Annotated in this window: 24 protein-coding genes; 16 read left to right on the forward strand and 8 right to left on the reverse strand. The window is 42.1% G+C overall.

The window, feature by feature from the left end; genetic code table 11:
* Nucleotides 1–56: 56 nt before the first annotated feature.
* The 4 genes from LQ188_RS03695 to LQ188_RS03710 all read left to right on the forward strand — a co-directional run bounded on the left by LQ188_RS03695 (nt 57) and on the right by LQ188_RS03710 (nt 4,045).
* On the forward strand, nt 57–923 hold the full coding sequence (locus LQ188_RS03695; RefSeq protein WP_230176089.1) for a Cof-type HAD-IIB family hydrolase: 867 nt from the start codon (nt 57–59) through the stop codon (nt 921–923).
* Between the two features lie 27 nt (nt 924–950).
* Nucleotides 951–2,039, forward strand: coding sequence for a PQQ-dependent sugar dehydrogenase (locus tag LQ188_RS03700; protein WP_230176090.1), 1,089 nt, complete (start codon nt 951–953; stop codon nt 2,037–2,039).
* A 362-nt stretch (nt 2,040–2,401) separates the two neighbouring features.
* On the forward strand, nt 2,402–2,821 hold the full coding sequence (locus tag LQ188_RS03705) for a MarR family transcriptional regulator (RefSeq protein ID WP_230176091.1): 420 nt from the start codon (nt 2,402–2,404) through the stop codon (nt 2,819–2,821).
* Between the two features lie 18 nt (nt 2,822–2,839).
* Complete coding sequence (locus LQ188_RS03710; protein ID WP_101223881.1) at nt 2,840–4,045, forward strand: MFS transporter; 1,206 nt, start codon at nt 2,840–2,842, stop codon at nt 4,043–4,045.
* Between the two features lie 148 nt (nt 4,046–4,193).
* On the opposite strand, the gene bshB2 is transcribed toward LQ188_RS03710, so the two are convergent.
* The 3 genes from bshB2 to pdxK all read right to left on the reverse strand — a co-directional run bounded on the left by bshB2 (nt 4,194) and on the right by pdxK (nt 6,256).
* Nucleotides 4,194–4,859, reverse strand: coding sequence for a bacillithiol biosynthesis deacetylase BshB2 (gene bshB2, locus LQ188_RS03715; protein ID WP_101223880.1), 666 nt, complete (start codon nt 4,857–4,859; stop codon nt 4,194–4,196).
* A gap of 97 nt (nt 4,860–4,956) precedes the next feature.
* Nucleotides 4,957–5,304: a YojF family protein gene (locus LQ188_RS03720; RefSeq protein ID WP_096339115.1), complete on the reverse strand. Its 348-nt coding sequence runs from the start codon at nt 5,302–5,304 to the stop codon at nt 4,957–4,959.
* A 124-nt stretch (nt 5,305–5,428) separates the two neighbouring features.
* Nucleotides 5,429–6,256, reverse strand: coding sequence for a pyridoxine/pyridoxal/pyridoxamine kinase (gene pdxK / locus LQ188_RS03725; RefSeq protein WP_230176092.1), 828 nt, complete (start codon nt 6,254–6,256; stop codon nt 5,429–5,431).
* 371 nt (nt 6,257–6,627) lie between these two features.
* Between pdxK and LQ188_RS03730 the strand changes: the two genes are divergently transcribed.
* Genes LQ188_RS03730 through LQ188_RS03745 form a run of 4 tightly spaced genes read left to right on the forward strand, consistent with a single transcriptional unit; the run spans nt 6,628 to nt 8,987 of the window.
* Complete coding sequence (locus LQ188_RS03730) at nt 6,628–7,263, forward strand: molybdenum cofactor guanylyltransferase (RefSeq protein WP_101223879.1); 636 nt, start codon at nt 6,628–6,630, stop codon at nt 7,261–7,263.
* Complete coding sequence (locus LQ188_RS03735) at nt 7,253–7,717, forward strand: molybdenum cofactor biosynthesis protein MoaE (RefSeq protein WP_230176093.1); 465 nt, start codon at nt 7,253–7,255, stop codon at nt 7,715–7,717. The genes LQ188_RS03730 and LQ188_RS03735 overlap by 11 nt, the downstream gene beginning before the upstream one ends.
* A complete protein-coding gene (gene moaD, locus LQ188_RS03740; protein ID WP_101223877.1) occupies nt 7,710–7,943 on the forward strand; it encodes a molybdopterin converting factor subunit 1 in 234 nt (77 codons plus the stop codon). Before LQ188_RS03735 ends, moaD begins: the two co-directional genes overlap by 8 nt.
* Before the next feature lie 24 nt (nt 7,944–7,967).
* Nucleotides 7,968–8,987, forward strand: a complete 1,020-nt coding sequence (locus LQ188_RS03745) for a MoeB/ThiF family adenylyltransferase (protein ID WP_230176094.1) — start codon at nt 7,968–7,970, stop codon at nt 8,985–8,987.
* A 62-nt stretch (nt 8,988–9,049) separates the two neighbouring features.
* Here the strand turns inward: LQ188_RS03745 and LQ188_RS03750 are convergent, their stop codons facing one another.
* Both LQ188_RS03750 and LQ188_RS03755 read right to left on the reverse strand, forming a co-directional pair.
* A complete protein-coding gene (locus tag LQ188_RS03750) occupies nt 9,050–9,397 on the reverse strand; it encodes a general stress protein (protein ID WP_053536921.1) in 348 nt (115 codons plus the stop codon).
* Nucleotides 9,398–9,532: 135 nt separating this feature from the next.
* Nucleotides 9,533–10,966 (reverse strand): phospholipase D family protein, encoded by a 1,434-nt coding sequence (locus LQ188_RS03755; protein ID WP_230176095.1) that lies wholly within the window; start codon nt 10,964–10,966, stop codon nt 9,533–9,535.
* Between the two features lie 151 nt (nt 10,967–11,117).
* On the opposite strand from LQ188_RS03755, the gene LQ188_RS03760 reads away from it, so the two are divergent.
* The 3 genes from LQ188_RS03760 to LQ188_RS03775 all read left to right on the forward strand — a co-directional run bounded on the left by LQ188_RS03760 (nt 11,118) and on the right by LQ188_RS03775 (nt 12,718).
* Entirely contained in the window at nt 11,118–11,798 is a 681-nt protein-coding gene (locus LQ188_RS03760; protein ID WP_230176096.1) for a uracil-DNA glycosylase, read from the forward strand.
* A 270-nt stretch (nt 11,799–12,068) separates the two neighbouring features.
* A complete protein-coding gene (locus LQ188_RS03770) occupies nt 12,069–12,326 on the forward strand; it encodes a YwdI family protein (protein ID WP_076368544.1) in 258 nt (85 codons plus the stop codon).
* A gap of 23 nt (nt 12,327–12,349) precedes the next feature.
* Complete coding sequence (locus LQ188_RS03775) at nt 12,350–12,718, forward strand: DUF423 domain-containing protein (protein ID WP_098370223.1); 369 nt, start codon at nt 12,350–12,352, stop codon at nt 12,716–12,718.
* Nucleotides 12,719–12,826: 108 nt separating this feature from the next.
* On the opposite strand, the gene gerQ is transcribed toward LQ188_RS03775, so the two are convergent.
* Together gerQ and hemQ are read right to left on the reverse strand one after the other, a co-directional pair.
* Nucleotides 12,827–13,357: a spore coat protein GerQ gene (gene gerQ / locus LQ188_RS03780; RefSeq protein ID WP_230176097.1), complete on the reverse strand. Its 531-nt coding sequence runs from the start codon at nt 13,355–13,357 to the stop codon at nt 12,827–12,829.
* A 411-nt stretch (nt 13,358–13,768) separates the two neighbouring features.
* Complete coding sequence (gene hemQ, locus LQ188_RS03785; protein ID WP_101223873.1) at nt 13,769–14,518, reverse strand: hydrogen peroxide-dependent heme synthase; 750 nt, start codon at nt 14,516–14,518, stop codon at nt 13,769–13,771.
* Nucleotides 14,519–14,773: 255 nt separating this feature from the next.
* Here hemQ and pta point away from each other — a divergent pair, with 255 nt between their 5' ends.
* From pta to LQ188_RS03800, 3 genes are read left to right on the forward strand one after another with little or no spacing between them, the layout of a single operon-like run.
* Nucleotides 14,774–15,760: a phosphate acetyltransferase gene (gene pta, locus LQ188_RS03790; protein ID WP_230176098.1), complete on the forward strand. Its 987-nt coding sequence runs from the start codon at nt 14,774–14,776 to the stop codon at nt 15,758–15,760.
* 35 nt (nt 15,761–15,795) lie between these two features.
* Nucleotides 15,796–16,644 (forward strand): lipoate--protein ligase family protein, encoded by an 849-nt coding sequence (locus LQ188_RS03795; protein WP_101223871.1) that lies wholly within the window; start codon nt 15,796–15,798, stop codon nt 16,642–16,644.
* Nucleotide 16,645: 1 nt separating this feature from the next.
* A complete protein-coding gene (locus LQ188_RS03800; protein ID WP_157831070.1) occupies nt 16,646–16,819 on the forward strand; it encodes a hypothetical protein in 174 nt (57 codons plus the stop codon).
* A gap of 62 nt (nt 16,820–16,881) precedes the next feature.
* On the opposite strand, the gene LQ188_RS03805 is transcribed toward LQ188_RS03800, so the two are convergent.
* Nucleotides 16,882–17,628 carry an RsfA family transcriptional regulator gene (locus tag LQ188_RS03805; RefSeq protein WP_101223870.1) on the reverse strand — a complete coding sequence of 249 codons (747 nt, stop codon included), beginning with the start codon at nt 17,626–17,628 and terminating at the stop codon, nt 16,882–16,884.
* 269 nt (nt 17,629–17,897) lie between these two features.
* Between LQ188_RS03805 and LQ188_RS03810 the strand changes: the two genes are divergently transcribed.
* Together LQ188_RS03810 and LQ188_RS03815 are read left to right on the forward strand one after the other, a co-directional pair.
* Nucleotides 17,898–18,119 (forward strand): DUF1450 domain-containing protein, encoded by a 222-nt coding sequence (locus LQ188_RS03810; protein ID WP_048683566.1) that lies wholly within the window; start codon nt 17,898–17,900, stop codon nt 18,117–18,119.
* Between the two features lie 236 nt (nt 18,120–18,355).
* Complete coding sequence (locus tag LQ188_RS03815; RefSeq protein WP_230176099.1) at nt 18,356–19,663, forward strand: HD domain-containing protein; 1,308 nt, start codon at nt 18,356–18,358, stop codon at nt 19,661–19,663.
* Nucleotides 19,664–19,673 lie beyond the last annotated feature (10 nt).

The raw sequence follows: 19,673 nt of genomic DNA on the forward strand, positions 1-19,673 counted from the left end.
ATCCACGTCCTTTCGGTTAAAATAGGGATTATATTGAAAAAAAGGAGCCGGTTGAATTGATAAAGACGATTGCGATTGATATGGACGGAACATTGTTAAACAAAATGCAAAAGGTCAGTGAGGAAAATAAACACGCTATCCAGAGGGCGCAAAGTGAGGGAGTGGAAGTGATCATTGCTACTGGAAGATCTTATGTGGAAGCAAGGTTCGCTTTAGATGAAGCAGGCATCGTATGCCCTGTCATTTGTGTAAATGGTGCTGCGCTCTTCAAGGAGGATGGAAATATTGCCGCTTCCAATCCAATGTCAGCTGCCACTGCTAAAATGGTCGCTGGATTCCTCGAAGAACAAGGGATTTATTTCGAAATATATACGAGTCAGGGAATTTATTCTAAAGACTATGAAAACGCAATATCTGTTTTGGTTGATGTATTCGTTACAGCCAATCCGGACATTGACCCTGAGAATATGCGGAAATATGCGGAGGAGCGTTTACAGCTTGGACAGGTAACTTCCATTTCCGATTATTCCGAGTTATTCAGCCGTTCGAATGAGGAATATTATAAAATTCTCAGCTTCTCAAAGGATTTAAATTTATTAAATGAAATTGCTTCGAAATTGGAAGGACAGGGAGTTACAGTCACTTCATCGGGACGTGAAAATGTGGAAATCATGAGTGAAACAGCTCAAAAAGGTACGGCACTTGAAACATATGTGAATGGAAAATCCGGATCGATGCAGGAAACGATGGCTATTGGGGATAATTATAATGATGTATCCATGTTTGAACGGGTAGGTTTGTCTGTCGCAATGGGAAATGCCCCGCTCGAAATAAAAAAACTGTGTGATGAAGTAACAGGCAAGAATGATGAATCCGGTGTAGCGGAGGCCATTTTAAAGGTACTTAAACAGTCAGCCTATTAAACTCATGAATCGAAGGGAGAAAGACTTTTGAAAAAATTGCTCTTATTTTTCCTTATGGCTTCATTGATTTTAACTGGTTGTAACATGAATGATGATGACACTGAAACCGAGCCGAATCCTGACAAGGAAGTGACGGGCACTTTAGGCGAAGATCCGGATGTGCTGGTAACGAACTTGCATGCCCCATGGTCGATTCAGAAGAATGGGGACACAATGTATGTTTCGGAGCGGACAGGAACTATCGTTGAATGGAACAAGGGTAAGATGACACGGCAAAAGGTCAACCTAAAAAAGACATTGTCGTCAAAAGCGGAAGCTGGGTTGCTTGGATTTTTATTAGCTCCCGATTTCTCTAAGAGAGGTAAAGCTTTCGCTTATTATACGTATGAAGAAGGCGGGAATCCCATCAATCGAATCGTCATTTTAGAAAAAAATGAGGATGAGTGGCAGGAGATGGAGACCTTAATCGACGGAATACCAAGCGGGGACTTCCACCATGGCGGCAGGATCAAGATTGGTCCGGATGATAAGCTATATGCAACGACAGGTGATGCAAGAAGGGCTGAGATCGCACAGGACACAGATTCTTTAGGCGGGAAAATTCTGCGCATGAACCTGGATGGCACCATTCCGAACGATAATCCTTTCGCGAATTCATACGTCTATTCATACGGTCACCGCAATCCACAAGGCCTTGCTTGGGATGAAGCAGGACAGTTGTATGAAAGTGAGCATGGAGATTCGGCTCACGATGAATTAAATAAAATTGATCCGGGTAAGAACTATGGCTGGCCTGAGATACAGGGCGATGAGCAAAAAGCTGATATGGTAAAACCATTGATTCATTCCGGTGAAAATACATGGGCTCCTTCTGGCATGGCCTATTTTGACGGAAAGCTCTATTTTGCAGCCTTAAGGGGCGAAGCGCTTAAAAGTTATGATGTAAAAAGCGGAAAACTGACTAATATCATTACGGGCTCAGGAAGGATACGCGATGTATTCGTTGATGAAAAATTTCTTTATTTCATAAGCAACAATACGGACGGCCGAGGAAATCCTGATGAAAAGGATGATAAGCTTTATCGTTTGCCGCTATCTCAGTTAAATATGCCTTGATGTAATCAATCAGGAGAAAAGAAGCATATAAAAGAAAACCTCGCTAATAGCGGGGTTTCCTTTTTGGTTTATGTCCTATAAAATCACGAGTAAAAGCCCGAAACTCATGAGTAAAAGCCCCAAACTCACGAGTATTTGCGTGGAATTCACGAGTAAAAGCCCCAAATTCACGAGTATTTCCTCCAAACTCTCAAATAATAGCCCCAACCTCCTGAAAAGAGGTTTTTTCTTGTTGTGTAGGAAGTGATGGAGAAGCTTAGGAAACAGTGTGTCTACGATTATTTTCGTTCATCCGAAGGCTAGACATTTTTACTGAATAGGTGTATAGTTACCTAGGTAACTACTTTACAGGAGGAATACCTTTGTCCTTTCAAAATGGTTTTTTTCATCATAACTTACAATTTTCAAGGTCATTTACGAAAAAGTTAAATGAACAATTGGCCAAGGTTGATCTTTATCATTCCCAATGGTCGATTGTATATTATCTGAGTCAGTTCGGCTGTTCTACGCTTGTTGAAATAAGCACTTATTTAGATGTGGAGAAACCGACGGTAACCAGGACGGTAAACCGATTGGAAGAACTTGAGTTGATTGAACAAGTTCCAGGAAAAGATAAACGGGAACGGAGAATACAGTTAACGGAGTCAGGTTTAAGGACTTATCAAGAGGCCAAAAAGGTAGTTGAGGAATTTGAACTTCAATTAATTAGCGGTTTGGCTGAAGAAGACCGGGAGGCAACGTTACGAACGTTGATTTTCCTGAAGGAAAAATTAAAACAATAGTAAGGAAGAAGGATTGAAATGAATCAAAAACCGAAATTGTGGACGAAAGACTTTCTGATTGTTTCGTCTGCGAACTTTTTTCTATTTTTAACTTTTTATGTCTTGATGGTGACATTGACCATTTATACGATGGATAATTTTCATGCTTCGCAAGCACAAGCAGGGCTTGCTTCAAGTATCTTTGTTCTCGGTGCTGTGCTTGTCAGACCGATTGCAGGGAAAAAAATTGACAAGATCGGCCGCAGAAAGATGTTGCTTGGCTCGTTGGTGCTATTCCTGATTGCATCCATTGGCTATTTCCTGGTGAATGGTTTATCCCTCTTATTGATCGATCGGCTTATTCACGGTTTTGCTTTTGGCCTTGCCACTACGGCAACTGGAACGATTGCTGCAGATATCATTCCGAATGAAAGACGCGGGGAAGGCACAGGTTACTTTGCCATGAGTACAAACTTGGCAATGGCTTTCGGTCCGTTTATTGGATTGCTGATAACACAGCATTTCAGTTATTCCATCATTTTCTATGCAGCCTCTTTATTTGCCGCGTTTTCTTTAGTTGCATCGTTATTCATGAATGTGCCTGAAGGGGAAAAGGTCGGAGCTTCACCACAAAAAGGATTTAAAATCAGTGATTACTTTGAAAAAAGGGCACTTCCCATTGCCGTTTTTATCGGATTTGCCGGATTTACCTATTCGAGCATCTTGTCCTATTTAACGTCTTTTGCAAAGGAAATGGATTTAATGGATGCGGCGAGCTTTTTCTTTGTCGTATTTGCTGTATTCCTTTTGGCGTCCCGTCCGTTTACAGGCCGGATGTTTGATGTGAAGGGGGAAAATGCAGTTATTTACCCATCGCTCTTGCTATTTGCCATCGGTATGGTCATCCTGAGCCAATCCCATCATGGTATCACGCTTCTGATTGCCGGCGCCTTTATCGGAGTGGGTTATGGTACGTTCCAATCTAGCAGTCAAGCGATTTCCATCAAGGAAGCCCCCTCAAATCGGATGGGATTAGCCACATCCACATTTTTTACAATGTATGACTTCGGTATTGGTGTGGGCCCGTTCCTATTGGGATTCCTTATTCCATATACAGGGTTCAAAGGGTTATTCATAGGAATGTCCATCTTTGCATTCATACTTATTGGCATTTATTACTTGGCGCATGGAAAAAAAGCCTCGGCAAGAGTGAAAATGCAGCATGAGGAACGCTTGTCTGCTTAATTTTTTGAATATGATTGTATAAAATGAAGAATTTTGGGGATGCTTATATTATGATTGATTTTCCAAAAGTATCCCCCTTTTCTCCGCCTGTATCCCACAGGCGTTTTTTTTATGCCATAAACAAAGAAAACCGCCATTGGCGGTTTCTTTAAAACTTATAGGTCCATAATCTTTCTTTGCGGATCCAGTCTAGAAAATCGGCATCCTGATTTTCGAATTTTTCTTTCCAATCGATCACCATTGCCTGAGTTTGCGAACGGTGGGCAGTGAATGTGGCTACCTTTTTTTCTTCGACGGCAGAGATATCATGAATGATGTCAGGTTGCCCTAATTCGTCAATGCAGTTATTCGAGAAGGCGACACAATGAAGTTTAGGCCTCTCTTTCGCTTCCATTCTTTCAACGGCCCGCACCACAGCCCGTGCTGTCGCTTCATGGTCAGGATGGACACTGTATCCTGGGTAAAACGTAATGATCAATGAAGGATTCAATTCATTGATGGCATCGGTAAATAATGAAGTCAGCTTTTCATCATCTTCGAATTCAATTGTCTTATCACGCAATCCAAGCATGCGTAAATCTTGGATGCCAATCGCATTTGCTGCATCGATTAATTCCTTTTTACGAATTTTAGGGAGCGATTCCCTTGTTGCAAATGGAGGGTTTCCTAAATTACGTCCCATTTCTCCTAAAGTTAAGCATAAATAGGTGACAGGAGTGCCCGCTTCTCTATGAAGGGCAAGCGTTCCGGAGACCGAGAAGGCTTCATCATCGGGATGTGGGAATATAACTAATACATGGCGTTCTTTTTCCAAGGTATATTTCTCCTTCCGTTCTACTTACAGTGAGTATGGTTATCGGTAAATGGGAGTTTTCATCGGAATTATATGATATATTTCAAGCAAGTTGCCATCATTCAAAAGGAGTGGGACTGAGCTGCATGGAGACAGCAAGCTTTCCGGAAAAATCAAGGCCTGCCAATAGCAATCTTCCTTGTTCATCCATTTCGAAGTGGTTAACGCCTTCTGCATATACCCAGCCAATATTGAGCTTCAAGCCGATGCGGTAGGGTCCATCCCCAACTATCTTCCCATGTTCATACTGTATAAGAGCATTACGAATATAAGCGCCTGCCGAAAAGAAAGCTTCATCTACATGAGTGGCATAGGCACCATTTGTCGTTTCAAGGTGAAGATATACATCTTGTCCTGCGAAAGAATCAATGGCATTTTGCACCTCTGTACGGTCTATAGGTTTCATACTATAATTTCCTCCTTAACTGGGCGGCTAGATAAGCTTTTCCTTCTTTCTATTTTACTAAATAAAAACGAAAAAAGCGAAAAAGGCCGCTCGATGAATTTGAGCGGCCATTAAACTTGATGTTTTATTTTTGTGTTTTTTCAGCGATTCCATATTTATGGTATGCACCATGATTGACAGGTCCAACATAGTCATTCATCTTCCAAGAATGGCGAACGGCCTCGGTGATGAAGTCTTTAGCAATGAGGATAGCCTCACGCGGGCTTTTACCTTCAGCCAATTGAGCTGCAATGGCTGCTGAAGATGAACAGCCGGCACCATGTGTATTGGTCGTTTCGATTTTTTCTGATTCAAGGATTTCAAATTCAGTTCCGTCATATAAAAGGTCAATGGCTTTATCATGATCCAGCTTATTACCGCCTTTGATCAAGACATATTTTGCACCAAGTTCATGAATCTTTTTGGCTGCAGCCCTCATATCGTCAATCGTCTTGATAGGCGCAGTTCCCGCTAACTGAGCGGCCTCGAACAGGTTTGGCGTGACTACAGTTGCACGTGGAACAAGCAGTTCGCGCAGAGCTACAGCCGTTTCAGGGTGCAATACTTCATCTTCACCTTTACATACCATAACTGGATCGATTACGACCTTGTCCAGCTTCAACTCGTCTATTTTACGGGCAACAAGTTCAATGATTTCCACTGATCCAAGCATTCCCGTTTTCATGGCATCGATGCCGATTGATAGAATCGTTTCGATTTGGGCTTCTAAAACCTCGACCGGTGTAGGGAATACATTATGGGACCAGCCATTCTTTGGATCCATCGTCACGATTGTCGTTAAAGCGGACATACCGTAAACGCCGAATTCTTGGAATGTCTTTAAATCTGCTTGAAGACCCGCACCGCCGCTCGAATCCGATCCGGCAACTGTCATAGCTCTTTTCATAGTCATTATGTGACCTCCTCAGGAGAATTAGATTTCGATATTATCAGCATACCAGTTAATATCCTATTTTTAGAATATACCAAAATTTCTTTTATGTAAAACTTAGTTTTCACCTTAATATGAGTACCTTAAGAAAGGTAATGGAATGGCCACGCATGAGTCATTTTTTCGGACATGGAATTCAGAAAATAAAATGGGTGGGTGGCCTGCTTTTTAGCTTTTGATCCTACTTTCCATCTTTTGATATGCAAAGCAAAGTTTGTGAAGGTGTCATTATTTTCAAAGTTGATTTAAAATATTTAAATATAGTGGGATACATTTAGTATAGCTTTACCGTTCGATGCTGTATTAAACCCAAAAAAGGGAGGGTGATTTCTATGGAATGGACAATGTTGCTTTTAGCTGGTGGGAAATCAAGCCGTATGGGCGTGAATAAGGCCCTGTTGTCCATAGGTGGCATTGTGAACATTTCAAGAGTGGCATCCGAATTGAAAAAGGTGTCAGAAAACATTATGGTCATTACGAATACAGTTGAAGAATATCGTTTTCTGCAGCTGCCGCTAATTCCGGATTTACATAAAGATCAAGGACCTCTTGGCGGATTGCATGCAGGGTTGACCTCATCGGAAACGGAGCTTCAGTTCCTTGCAGCCTGTGATATGCCGTTTGTGAGTGCAGATGCCATAAAGGATATCATATCCAATTATGAACCTGAATTCGACGCAGTCATTCCAGAAATAAATGGCAGGCTCCAGCCGCTTTTTGCTGTTTACCATAAAAGATGTCTTCCTGTACTGACGGACTGTTTATTAAAACATGAATTGAAAATGAGACTATTTTTGGAAAAGATTTCGGTGAAAATCATGAAAGAAACCGAATTTAAGTTATATCGCGAGAATCCTGAACATTTTCACTACCTTTTTTTCAATATGAATACGATGGAAGATTATCAAGAGGCAGGTTATATTGATCGAACTGAATTATATATAAAGGATGGTAGACATGAATTATAATATTTCAAAAGAGCCGATTGTCATCCAGGAAGTGATTGATAAAGTAGTCAGTCGAAATGCGGGTGCCGTCACGACCTTTATTGGTACGGTGAGGGAAATGACGAAAGGAAAAAAGACTCTCTTCCTAATATACGAAGCGTATGAACCGATGGCCGTCAAGAAATTGGAGCAAATCGGATCAGAGATCAAGGAGCGTTGGCCTGATGCAGAAGCGGCTATCACCCATCGTGTAGGTAAACTTGAAATCACGGATATCGCAGTGGTTATTGCCGTTAGTACGCCACATCGGAATGATGCATATGAGGCAAACAGGTATGCGATTGAAAGAATTAAAGAAATCGTCCCGATTTGGAAAAAGGAACACTGGGAAGATGGGGAGACATGGGTCGGAAACCAGTTGGAAACCGTTCCATATCCAACGGGGAAACCTGAAGAGGGGGATATTGATGATTAATGTACTTTTATTTGCCCAATTGAAAGATGAGCTAGGTAAAGAGACTGTTACTATAGAAGGAAATGGAATGAGTGTAGCCCAGCTAAAAGGAAAAATGAAGGTGGATTTTCAATTGGAAGGTCTTGAAACCGTGATGACAGCGGTCAATGAAGAATTTGCCGATGATGACACAATTCTATCTGATGGAGATACTGTAGCTTTCATTCCGCCAGTAAGTGGAGGCTAAAGCATTTGGAAGGGAGGGTTCACGGTGAAAGAGCGATTTTCAAGGCAGACTTTATTCGCCCCCATTGGTGAAGGGGGCCAATTGAAAATTATGAAGAAGCATGTATTGCTTCTTGGTGCAGGGGCTTTGGGATCTGCTAATGCCGAGGCCCTTACTCGTGCAGGAGTAGGGAAGCTTACCATTGTCGACAGGGATTATGTCGAGACCAGTAATTTACAGCGCCAACAAATGTATACGGAACGGGATGTCGAGGAGAAACTGCCAAAGGCAGAAGCGGCAAAGCGTCATTTATTTGATATCAATCATGAAGTTGAAGTGAATGCCATCATCATGGACGCAACAGCCCAGAACCTCGAGCAGCTGCTTGGTGATGTTGATTTGATCATGGATGCAACCGATAATTTTGAGACACGGATGATAATTAATGATTTATCACAAAAGCTTCATATACCATGGATTTATGGGGCATGTGTGGGGAGTGTGGGGATGACTTTGACGATCCTTCCCGGACAGACACCATGTTTGCACTGTTTGCTGAAAGCGATCCCCATTCAAGGTATGACCTGTGACACAGGAGGAATCATATCACCAGCAGTAACGATGGTAGTGGCACACCAAACTGCCGAAGCTTTGAAAATCCTTGTAGAAGATTGGGAATCTGTACGGCCTGCACTTGTTTCTTTTGATCTGTGGAGAAATCAATACCAAACCGTTAAATTGACAAAAGCGAAAAAGAAAGATTGTCTCTCATGCGGGGAGCAGAGGACATATCCCTTTTTAACAATGGAGAATGCAACGAAAACGGCTGTTCTTTGCGGGAGGGATACTGTACAGGTAAGACCGCCAAAACCTTTGAAACTGCAACTCGAGAAATTAGCCAAGGATCTGGACGGCAGCGGCTATTTGGTGAAATTCAATCCATTTCTTCTCTCTTGTGAAAAAGCTGGGGAGCGTATCGTCATTTTCAAGGATGGACGGGCGTTGATACACGGTACGAAGGACATGGTCCATGCAAAGGCCACGTACCAAAGCATCCTGGGATAATGATTATAAAAAACGAGGCCCCCGGTTAAGGAGCCTCGTTTTTTATGAATTCATATAGGGTTTTAGTGTGTAACCCCGTCTTTATTGTCTTGTTTGGAAGCGACGATGACTACTTTTCCTTCGTCAAGAACTTCCTCGTAACGTTCTGCCTCCATATCACTAAGGCCAAGGTTGCTCATTCGATTACGAAGTTCATCTCCGCGTGATTTAAAGAGATTTCCGACGGTATCAAGGAAACCTTGTTCCTTCATGCCTACACCTTCTGTATTTGTATTCTCGGTAAGGTGTTTTGAACGGGTTTTATCATGGGCAAACAAATATACATCGTCTTTCGTATAACCTGATGTAACTAATTCATCGATTTTTTCCTTTGCTTGTAAACCGTTTTCTACTACATGTACTTGATACATATAAACTCCTCCTTGAATTTTAGTAGGATTCTCTTGAAAATAGGTAAATGGAATCTTGCTTATTACAGTTGCTGATTGGCTATAGTAGTATATAACCTTGTTTGGGCACGGATAAACATTTTTATCGAAGAATATTTAGTAAGTGGTGAAGCGGAATACCTTTTGAATGCGGTAGGTCAAGTATTTGAAGACAGGCAGTTTCTTTTGGTATTCACTGTAATCCACCGTGTAAGTTCCGTTTTGATTTGTCCAAAGTCTTTGAAAGTAGCTATCGACATCCTTGGAAACGCCGGCATCATTTGGAGCATGGATTTCAACATTCGCTTCAAGATTATAGTCATCTAGATTGCGGGAGGTATAATTAGCCGATCCTCCAAGGATAACCGTTTCATTAGCCTTTTTGATCATCATCAATTTTGTATGGAACTGTTCTTTATCTGTTTTGTACCAGCGGATCGAGATGTTTTCATCCCCCAGTTTTTCGAATTCGGCGGCAACCGGAAGGTTGGGAAGCCCGATTTTCTCACTTCCGAAAGCGTTTTGATTCGGATCCAATATCATTTGAATCTTCACACCCCGTTCAGCTGCATCCGTTAATGCCTCGACAACCTCGCGATCGGCAATGTAGAACATGGCAAGATGGATCTTGTCCCCCTTTTTTGCATCCTTAATTGCCTTAAGGACATGTTTATTGATTTTTCCTTCCGTTAGCAGTTGTACCGATATCGGTCCTTTATCTGCCGATGTCCCTTTGAACTCAGGAAATGACTTTGGTCCTCCCGAGAATTTCGAAGCGGCTTCTTCGGCTTTAACAAAATCGCCGATGATATTCCCGTCCATCTGGAACGCGATATTGGAATGGAATCCACTTGCGTCATGAGGATTGGCAGATGAGATGATGGCCGTTTTTTCAGTAGCGACCACTTTTCTGTGATTAGCTTTGATATTCATCAGTCTAAGATAAGAACGCAAGGTGACCTTTGGTGCGCTTTTGGCCATTGGATTCACAATCCAGCCTTTTCCGCTTTCACCGAACCATTGGAAAAAGGTCCGATACACACCTGAATAGAGAGGATTCGGATCCCGGAGGCGGTCTAAGTTGGTAACAATGACATCAATTCCATTTTTCTTCATCGTTTCCAATGCCTCTAATTGGTAGGCATTATAGGAAGTATTCACTTCATCTGTAATGAAAATAACCTGGAGATCAGGTTTCCTTTTCTTCTGTTTCACCAGATTATCCTTCAGAGTCTCGGTTAACTTCGGGAAGTTTATCTTTTCATCATAAAAAGCATTAAACAAAAACATATCGATTACGATATAAGAATCAGCCTCTTCTATCGCTTGATTTATGGTTTGGAAAATTCGCTGCTCATGTTGCAGATTCCCTTGTTCATCGTGATAGGAAAGGTCATAGATGAAATCGATATCCTCGACATGATGAACTTTTCCTTCATAAGAAATACCATCGGGGAGAGGCTTGTAGCTGTTATAGACGATTACGATTGCAATGACGATCAAAATGCTGACAAGCAGATAAAATCGTTTTCTTTTGTACCATTTTTTCATAGGGAATCCTCCAACATGGTTAAATTGCTTGCTAACTTTCTATTTTCCCACTTTTGGGGTATATAGAAACATAAATCGTAATCTATGGAAAAGGCAAGGCGATTAAGTTTGATATAATATAGTTTCAAAAAGTGGAAAGGGGCTGTGGCAGATGGAAAAGCAGTTATTGACAAATGATTGGTGGCCTCTATTGAAAGAGGAATTCAAAAAAGAATATTACCAGGAGCTAAGGGAATTTATAAAGCAAGAGTACAGCCAGCAAGTCATTCATCCTGATCAGGACGATATTTTCAATGCGCTTCATTATACTCCTTATGAAGACGTAAAGGTTGTCATCCTTGGACAGGACCCTTACCATGGCCCTGGTCAAGCGCATGGCCTTAGTTTTTCAGTTAAGCCGGAAGTTCGCATCCCACCCTCTTTAAGAAATATCTTTAAAGAGTTAAACACCGATCTAGGCTATGAGGTTCCGGATAATGGTTACCTTGTTGAATGGGCAAAACGGGGAGTGCTTCTATTGAATACCGTCTTGACTGTGCGTGAGGGAGAGGCGCACTCACACCGCGGAAAAGGATGGGAAATCTTTACGAATCAAGTTATTCGCCTATTGAATGACCGTCCGAAACCGGTTGTATTCATCCTGTGGGGAAAACCTGCTCAAACCAAAATCCCTTTGATTGATGAAACCCGCCATAAAATCATTAAGTCCGTACATCCAAGTCCGCTGTCGGCTTCCCGTGGTTTCTTTGGCACAAAACCTTTTTCCAAAACAAATCAATTGCTGTTGGAAATGGGGGAATCCCCAATTGATTGGAAAATCACGAACCGATGATATGGGCAGGAAAACGAAACGGGTGAATTGTATGGCGTGCAGTCATTTCTATATAACTTGGGATCCCAGTTTTCCAAAGGGCTGCCGTGCTTTTCAATTCAAAACATCAAACCAGCCTTCTCTTGATGTCTTTCATTCTTCAGGACAGCCATGCTTGAAATTTCAAGCCAAGCCAATGAAAAGGTAGGAAATATGCAAGGTGTTTTCTTCTCTGATTTTTGCTATGCTAGTTATGATAGTTTTGACCTGTATATAGACGAGGTGGTAAAGTTGGATATTTCATCAAGACAAATGTTAGATAAAATCGAAGAGCTTGTTTTAAAAGCGAAACAGGCAAATTCAGAGGATAAGGTGCAGGGGTATGTAATCGCCATTAAGTCCCTTTGTGAAGTAATGGTGGATGAAAAAGCAGCGAACATCAGCATGCCGAAGCCAATCACATTGACCCAGCCCGTTATGTCGGCTACACCGAATGTAGAACCGGTTAAAATGGATGAGGCCAATGGGGAGTCCTTGTTCGATTTTTAAATTAGGGAAGGGGAGCGAAATAATTGAAACTGTTCATCATTTTAGGTGCATTGAATGGGTTTATTGCTGTGGCACTAGGTGCATTCGGTGCACACGGGCTGGAAGGGAAAATTCCTGATAAATATTTAGAAACCTGGCAAACCGCTGTTCAATATCAAATGTTCCATGCGGTTGGTTTATTGGTAATCGGAATATTGGCGGGGAAGATTTCAAGTCCGCTGATCAACTGGTCCGGCTGGCTTATGCTAATAGGAATTATCCTGTTTTCCGGAAGCCTATTCGTTCTAAGCGTTACGCAAATCAAAGTCCTAGGGGCCATCACACCGCTTGGCGGGGTTTCATTCTTGGTTGCTTGGGTCTTAATGATCATTGCTGCATATAAATACTTGTAATGAAGGTAGCTGACCTTCTGGGTCAGCTCTTTTTGGGAAAAAGTCATTCCAATATAAGAAGAGCCTCAGAATCAAATAGATTCTGAGGCTCTTCTATATAGGATTTTTTTACCTTGGCGAATAGGTGGTAAGCCCAGTGCCTCCAAATGGATATTCATATTCGATTTCTTCATCAAACGTTATATAATCTAAGTATACCATCGGGATTAAGTATCGTTTTCCCGTTTGAGGATCGCTTATGATTAAATGATCGCGTCCTGCAGCCTCGATGATTCCTTTGAAGATCTTGGCATTCCATTCCTTGTTGTTTTCAAACGTTGTATAAACAGTGGCCAATTTCCCTTTATTCAAACGCAAGATGTTCTCGATGTACGACTGTTCGACCGGAAGCATGCCAGGTATCTGTGGTCCGGAAGGGGGTTGACCCATCGTCATCGGCACTTGTTGTGGCGTGCCTGCCATAGTGGGCTGTTGTGGCTGGTATGATGGCTGTTGGTATCCTTGCTGTTGGTAACCTTGTTGCGGGTAACCTTGTTGCTGGTTAGGATTCTGCTGCCTTAGTTCAGGCTCATTATTCTCATAGGGGTAATAAGGGCTTCCTCCGTACGGATAATTACCATAAGGATTATTTTGTGACATTGCATTCCCTCCTAAATTCAAGGTTTAGTTGATGCTGTGGAATTTGGACAATCCGAGAGAGTGGACTGGAAGAAACAGTGCGATTTATAGCGACCGGTAGTATTGTATATGTTTATTGGACAATCCCCGGGTGGCTTAAAAAACCACAATGAATGTTAAGCGATACATAACGGCTGCCGTTCATGATATAAGCCATATCCTCTTGTCGGCTAATGAATAGAAGTAACGTTCCTTCACCTCGCTGGAGTCAGGAATTGCCTTGATCAATTTTCCTGAAGCTGAATGGGACTGTGAAAAAATGAATTCATCACTATTGAAAATGTATGGGATATGGATTGAATTTATTCCAAGGCCGGGAAAAAATAAGGAGGGGACGCAAAAAAAGCCTCCGGAAACCGGAAGCTCATCGTCTTATACGTATAGGAATGAAGGTACGTTTTCTTCCGGCAGGATATTGCCTACAAAGAAAGAACCAAATGCAGCGTAACGTGCACTCACTTCATCAAAACGCATTTCATAGATTAATTTTTTAAATTGAAGGACATCATCTGCGAATAGTGTTACGCCCCATTCATAATCGTCAAAACCGACAGAACCCGAAATGATTTGTTTCACTTTACCTGCATAACTGCGGCCAATCAAGCCGTGGGAACGCATTAAGCCTTTGCGCTCTTCCATGGAAAGCATATACCAGTTATCATCGCCATCACGACGCTTGTCCATTGGATAGAAGCATACATGTTTCGCTTTTGGAAGTATCGGATAAAGTCTGGAACGGACATGAGGGTTCTGGTATGGATCCTCATCATCTCCGCCAGCTAAGTAATTGCTTAATTCCACGACGGAAACGTATGAATAAGCGGGAATTGTATATTCGGCAAGCTTCGTTTTGTTGAATTCGTTTTCAATTGCATTCAATTCTTCCATGGTTGGGCGGGCAAACATAAGCATGAAGTCCGCTTTCTGACCAACGATGGAATATAGGGCATGGCTGCCTTCATTGTCGCTTTGTGTCATATTCCATTTATCCAGTAAACCTTGGAACTCTGAGATGGCCAATTGGCGTTCGTCACTTGATAACGTTTTCCAAGAAGACCAGTCGATTAGACGGAAATCATGTAAACAATACCAGCCGTCCAGTGTTTGTGCTGCTTCACTCATTACGATCACTCCTAAGTCTTATTATAACTTTAATATAACATAGTTTCAGTATAAGGAAATTTATATCAACCCGCAAACACCATCACTGTTTTCCGGCGTTCTGCAAATTTCAGATTTGCGGATTGGGAGGGACCGAAGTGGCTGGAATTTACCTGGCTCCTAGAGTATTCTTAAAAGAAGACGGCAATGGATTTTCATCGAATGGTTAAATATAAAAAAAATGGGGGAAACGTATCTAAAAAGGAGGAATAGCCAATGGGTGATTTATTTGAAATATTGGAATCGAAAATTATGGGGCATAATTTAAAGATCGTTTTTCCAGAAGGGTTGGATGAACGGATTTTGGGAGCGGCAGGCAGGCTTTCCAAAGCTAAACTGGTGACACCTGTATTGATTGGGGATATCGGGTTGATTCAAGAGAAGGCAAAAGATTTAAAGATCTCCCTTGATGCAATCGAAATATATGATCCGAAGAATTATATCATGATGGATGAAATGGTAGAAGCATTCGTTAAGGTCCGTGATGGTAAAGCGACCGATGTACAAGCACGTGAAATCTTAATGGATGAGAACTATTTCGGAACCATGCTCGTCCAAATGAAACTGGCACATGGAATGGTCAGCGGCGCAACTCATTCGACTGCCGATACGGTTCGGCCCGCCTTAAGGATCATTAAAACAAAGCCAGGCGTCCAAAAAACATCGGGAGTATTCATCATGGTCCGGGATGAAGAAAAATATGTGTTCGCGGATTGTGCCATCAATATAAACCCCGATTCCCAGGACCTGGCTGAAATTGCTATAGAAAGTGCGAAGACTGCACTAATGTTCGATATCGAACCGCGTGTGGCGATGCTGAGCTTTTCGACGAAGGGATCCGCAACATCCCCCGAGACCTTAAAAGTGGTTGATGCTGTCGATTTGGCAAAAGAAATGGACCCTGAAATCATCCTTGATGGGGAATTTCAATTTGACGCGGCCTTCGTTCCTTCGGTAGCAAGAAAAAAAGCACCGGATTCCCTTATTCAGGGGGATGCGAATGTTTTTATTTTCCCAAGTCTCGAAGCGGGGAACATCAGCTATAAGATGGTACAGCGCTTGGGCGGCTTCGAAGCGGTCGGTCCGATCCTTCAGGGCCTGAATCGTCCGGTGAATGACCTTTCGAGGGGATGCAGTGAAGAGGATGTATATAAACTGGCTGTCATTACAGCGGCACAGGGGTTTGTGGCGCAGTATCAATAGGCAGCTTGAGGATTAAATGTTAGAGGGAGATTCGTATGGGTGAAATAGATTCATTATTAATGCAGCAAGAGTGGAGGATTATTGATCAATCTTCCGTCGGACCTCAGTTTCCTGCTCTGGAGTCCTTTGCGATGGATGATACATTTTGTGCTTCCGTAGGGTCAGGTGAATCAGCGGCCGTAGCCAGAGCGTGGGTACACCACCGAACCATCGTCATGGGTATACAGGATACGAAGTTGCCTTTTCTTAAAAAGGGTTTGGATCATTTAGAAGAACATGGCTTTCAGGCCATCGTGAGGAATTCCGGAGGGCTGGCAGTCGTGCTGGATGAGGGTGTCCTTAATTTGTCGCTCATTTTTCCTGAAAACGAGCGGAAAATTGAAATCAATCGTGGATATGATGCGATGTGGGAGCTTGTCCAATTGATGTTTTCCGATTTCCCAGTCACGATGGAAGCAAGGGAAATCGTCGGTTCCTATTGTCCTGGAAGTTATGATTTAAGTATAAATGGGCAAAAATTTGCCGGTATTTCCCAACGTAGGATCCGCAATGGCGTAGCGGTGCAAATCTATTTGTGTGTCAATGGAAGCGGGGCTGAACGTGCCAGTCTCGTGAAGGGTTTTTATGATGCAGCTAAAGGAAATGCAGAAACCAAATTCGTTTATCCTGATATCGTCCCTTCGGTGATGGCGTCCCTAACTGAATTGTTGGGTGTGCAATTGAGTGTTCAGGACGTGATGCTCAGATTCCTGCATGTATTGAAGGAACATAGCGAAAGGATATTCTCTGACACTCTTTCCGTTCAGGAATGGCCGATGTATGAGGCATACTTGACAAGAGTGGTGGAACGCAATGATAAAGTATTTGATGCATTAAAGGATTGAAATGAACGAAGCCGTTCCATTAAGTCAGGAACGGCTTCGTTCATTTAATACGACTTTAGCATTCACTGAAACTGTAAAAGGACTGGATGATAGGCAGCGGCGTCCAGGGAGATATTATTCCATCTTTCTTGAAACAATGAAAAAAAGAGCCTTATTGGCTCCCTTCTTCGGATAAACATGGGTGAAACGGCCTTTATCATGTGGTTGATCTATGTAACTTATCCCCACATTATCTTATTACTCGGCCATTTTTTCCAAATTGCCATTCCGGTCCATCTTGAATTTAGTTGCCGGACGTTCCTCTTCCTCTAACAATACCAGCTTTCTTGCTCGATTCATGATATTCATCAAAGTTTCATAATCTTCCTGCATCAAGCCGCTGTTTTGCTCTAGGTGGCTGATTTTATTCTCCAATTCTTCATTTCGCTTTTTCAGCCCTTTAATTTCAAGCTTCAATCTTTCATTTTCGGTTTTTAATACTTCGGCTTGGAGCATGCGGCCGTTCATAGATTCCAAATAGGCGATGACGGTATCAAGGCTCATGGCCGTTTCCAAGGTTACTGGTGTGTGCTGTGTCTTAGGAGCGAGGGCTTCTGCCACAACGAATTCCTCTGCTGTTTCATAATTGGTAATATCGACTTCGGATTTCAACTCTAGTTCCTCTTCTTGTACATGGGGAACCATTATGTCGGAAATCGTTGGGGACGGCGGTGTATAAAGAAGTCGTTTTTTTCCTCCTTGATCTTTTCCAAGGATCCTTTGCCGCTGCTTACGCTGTTTCTTGGCAAGGGAAAGCGCTTTATCATAATTATGGCGGACAACTGCATTCCAGCGGAATCCGCATGCTGCAGAGGTGCGATTCAACTTATCTCCTACCTCTTCAAAAGCATTGAGCTGAGTGCTCCCTTCCCGCACATGGCGCAATACCGTTTCTGCCAAAAGCAAATCATCTTCTTCTGTCCAGGCGTCTTGACGAACCTTCATTTCTACATACTCCCTTTCTGGTAATTTTTTAAATAAATAACTATATAAAATATCGTGTGGCAGTGATTTATGGAGTGTTCTACTAGCATTTTGGACAAAATATGGATTTTTTATACAAAAAGGTTAAAAGGATACTAGTTTTTTGATTATTTACATGCTTTTCACATCATCCAGCCCTCTTGATATTCATAAGTAGAAACGGTAAAATACCCTTTAGTCGTATAAATGGATGAAAAATAGTTTGTCATGGAAAGGATGGTGACCGGAGGATGTCCAATGAATTCAGAGTGTGCGATGACTGCTTGGCGGTAAACATTAAAACGTTGATCCCGCGTCTTGAAAAGCTTGATCCCGACGCGAAAATTGAAGTGGGCTGTCAATCCTATTGCGGTCCTGGCAGAAAGAAGTCTTTTGCCTTTGTCAATAACCGTCCAGTTGCTGCACCGACAGAAGACGAGTTACTAGATAAAATCAATAAAAAACTAAAGTAGGATCCATGATATATAGTTAGAGTGGATTGTTTGCTTATGATAAATGAAACAAGTAATCATCACCCAGATTCGACACACTGCGGTGATTTTTTATTTCTTTAATTTCAAGACAAAATCGGACTGAAACTTCCGTTTTCTTACAAAATGACCCCTCTTACTAGCAAGGTGGAAGTTAGGGTTTTTTGTCAAAACACGCTATAATGAGTGCATCGAGATTACGAAAAAGAGGGTAGTTCATGGAATATTCCGGTGAAAAATTACAAGAAGAAAAAGTATTCAAGGACCCGGTGCACCGATATATACATGTTCGCGACCGGGTTATATGGGATTTAATAGGGACGAAGGAATTTCAGCGTCTTCGAAGGATCAAACAGCTGGGAACGACTTATTTAACCTTTCATGGTGCGGAACATAGTCGGCTTAGCCATTCGCTTGGAGTATACGAGATTGTTCGGAGAATCGTGGATGATGTTTTCGAGGGCAGACCCGAATGGAAACCTGAGGAACGGTTACTATCCTTGTGCGCAGCACTTCTGCATGATTTGGGTCATGGTCCTTTCTCTCATTCTTTTGAAAAAGTGTTTGACCTTGATCATGAGCAATTCACGAGGCAGATAATCCTCGGCGATACGGAAGTTAATAGGATCCTCCTTAGGGTTGGACGTGATTTTCCTAAGAAAGTGGCAGAAGTCATAGCGAAAACCTATAAAGGCAAATTAGTAGTCAGCCTGATTTCAAGTCAGATCGATGCTGATAGAATGGACTATTTACAGCGTGATGCTTACTTCACTGGCGTGAGTTATGGACATTTCGATATGGAAAGGCTTTTGCGTGTAATGAGGCCAAGGGAAGAACATGCCGTCATAAAACAAAGCGGGATGCATGCGGTTGAAGATTATATCATGAGTCGATACCAAATGTATTGGCAGATTTATTTCCATCCAGTTACGAGAAGTGCGGAGGTCATACTTACCAAGATTCTACATAGAGCGAAACATTTATATGAATCCGGTTATGAGTTTGCACAAGAACCACACCATTTTTATTCATTGTTCAGGGGAGAAGTGACTTTAACGGACTACTTGAAAATGGATGAATCGGTGATGCTCTATTATTTCGAAGCATGGGAAGACGAAAACGATGCGATTTTAAAAGATTTATGCACTCGCTTCGTTAACCGTAAACTATTTAAATATGTGGAATTCCATCCATCGAACAGTCAAATGAACAGGTTGATGGAGTTAAGGACGCTATTCAAGAAGGCGGGCATTGATCCGGATTATTATCTCGTCGTCGATTCTTCATCAGATCTGCCGTATGATTTTTACCGGCCAGGTGAGGAAGAGGAGAGATTGCCGATTCACTTGCTGAAAAATAATGGCGAAATTCGTGAATTATCGCGTGAATCCGAAATTGTCGATGCAATTTCAGGGAAAAGAAGAACGGATCATAAGTTGTATTATCCTGCGGATTTATTGCGTGATGAATCTACGAAGAAAAATATAAAAAAACAGATTCGTAAGCTTCTGGAGCTATCGGATTAAAGTGGTACAT

Origin of the sequence: Peribacillus sp. Bi134 (assembly GCF_918698065.1) — a bacterium.
GTDB lineage: Bacteria > Bacillota > Bacilli > Bacillales > DSM-1321 > Peribacillus.